3 protein-coding genes are annotated in these 1,861 nt (G+C 56.7%); 2 read left to right on the forward strand and 1 reads right to left on the reverse strand.

What is annotated here, in order from left to right; all coding sequences use genetic code 11:
- Positions 1-229: hypothetical protein (locus H5U08_RS17390; RefSeq protein WP_297036003.1), on the reverse strand; the 229-nt coding region annotated here is incomplete at its 3' end.
- Between the two features lie 317 nt (positions 230-546).
- On the opposite strand from H5U08_RS17390, the gene rlmN reads away from it, so the two are divergent.
- Both rlmN and H5U08_RS17400 read left to right on the forward strand, forming a co-directional pair.
- Entirely contained in the window at positions 547-1,626 is a 1,080-nt protein-coding gene (gene rlmN / locus H5U08_RS17395; RefSeq protein WP_297036006.1) for a 23S rRNA (adenine(2503)-C(2))-methyltransferase RlmN, read from the forward strand.
- A 31-nt stretch (positions 1,627-1,657) separates the two neighbouring features.
- A complete protein-coding gene (locus tag H5U08_RS17400; RefSeq protein ID WP_297036008.1) occupies positions 1,658-1,819 on the forward strand; it encodes a hypothetical protein in 162 nt (53 codons plus the stop codon).
- The last annotated feature ends 42 nt before the right edge of the window (positions 1,820-1,861 follow it).

The raw sequence follows: 1,861 nt of genomic DNA on the forward strand, positions 1-1,861 counted from the left end.
AAATACACTGATCTTCCGTGGCCGTGAGAACGCCATCCTGCCAGGACCAGACGCCTGCGGGAAAGATGGCATTGGAGAGGTCAGGGGCGAACAGATCCGCCCACTGGCTCGAGTCGGGATGTCCTTTGGGAGGCTCAGCGTTATCCACGGCGGATACATTTTTCAGCGACCACAACGTGAGGGCAGCGGCGAGCATTGCCCAGATACACAGTTTCGCAAGACGCAACATGGGGAAACCTCCGCACAGCAAAAAGCGTCAAAGTGAAAGATCCAACCATCCGGATCCTTCGTAACGACATTGGCGCTATCCTACAGCGAAAGACGGCCGGGAACAAGGGAAGCAGAATAAGCCAGTGAGATGGTCTTGAAGAATGATGCTTTCGTGTAACATGCGGCAAACTGGCAAGTGAAGTTCGGCACAGGGCGTGTTGACGGCGTAAAAACTCTTGGCAAAATAGCTCATCCGACAAACAATAGTTATAAAGAGGGTCGAACAACTATAACGGTGGCGAGGGATGGGCCGGGCTACCGAGGAGGTACCATACCGTGGAGCATATTCTGGACTATTCCTGGCGACAGTTGAGGGATTGGTTCATCAGCAAGGGACAGCCGGGTTATCGCGTCGCCCAGGTTCTTCGCTGGGTTTATGATTCGCCCAAGGTTCCCTTCGACGAGATGACCGATGTCCCCAAAGTGGTGCGGAAGGACCTGCGGAAGGCCTTCAAAGTCTTCACAATGCAGGTCGTTTCGCATCGAAAAGCTTCCGATGGCACGGAGAAGCTTCTTCTGCGGACCCACGATGGCGAATATGTTGAGTGCGTCCTACTCCGCGATGATAAAGGCAATCGTACTGTGTGCATAAGCACGCAGGTTGGCTGCGGAATGGGATGCGTCTTTTGTGCCAGCGGTCTGGATGGTGTCGTCCGCAACCTCACCAGCGGGGAAATCCTTGAACAGATCCTCCATCTCAAGTGCCTGCTCGAGCCCGAGGAACGGCTCAGCCATATCGTCGTGATGGGGATGGGAGAGCCGCTGGCCAATCTGGGGCGATTGCTGGGGGCCCTGTATCGCGCCACCCACAAAGACGGCCTGGGCATCAGCGCCAGGCATGTCACCATTTCCACCGTGGGATTACCACACGCTATTCGTCGGCTGGCTGAGCTCGACCTCCAGTATCACCTGGCGGTGTCCCTGCACGCTCCAAACGATGAGTTGCGGAACAAGCTGGTGCCGGCCAACCGACGGATCGGTATTCAGGCGATCCTGTCCGCGGCCGACGAATACTTTGCCAAGACCGGCCGTCGTGTGACTTACGAGTACGTCCTCTTGAGGGAGATCAACGATCGGCCGCAACACGCCCAGGAACTCGCACAACTGCTGAAGGGCAGAAACGCCCTTGTCAATCTCATCCCTTACAACCCCATCCAGGGATTGCCCTACGAGCCGCCGGAGCGACGGGATGTTGCCCGGTTTGTGGATGTCCTCACTCGGGCGGGTATCCAGGTGACGGTCCGCTATCGAAAAGGGGCCGAGATTGAGGCGGCCTGCGGTCAGCTTCGGCGCCTCCATCCGGAAATTGCAAGCAAGTCCAAGAAAAAAGAAAAAGAAAAGCAAAGCTGCGGATGAAAATGCTGTCCAGACTGGGGAAACGGTCTCCGTGGTGAGCGGCGAGGGGGGCAACGGAAAGCCGGAAGCGGCGTTAACCGACTCGGTGGTGATGTCTGGCGATCCGACCGTGGTCGTCACGGATGTCGAAATCATGAATTTTGAAGAGATCGCGGAGCCGGAAACAAGCGAAGCCAAGCGGGATTCAGAATAAGAATCCCTGTTCCGGCTCAGTCATCCGATGCCCCGTCAGGCC

Origin of the sequence: Thermogutta sp. (assembly GCF_014359955.1) — a bacterium.
Classification (GTDB): Bacteria; Planctomycetota; Planctomycetia; order Pirellulales; family Thermoguttaceae; genus Thermogutta.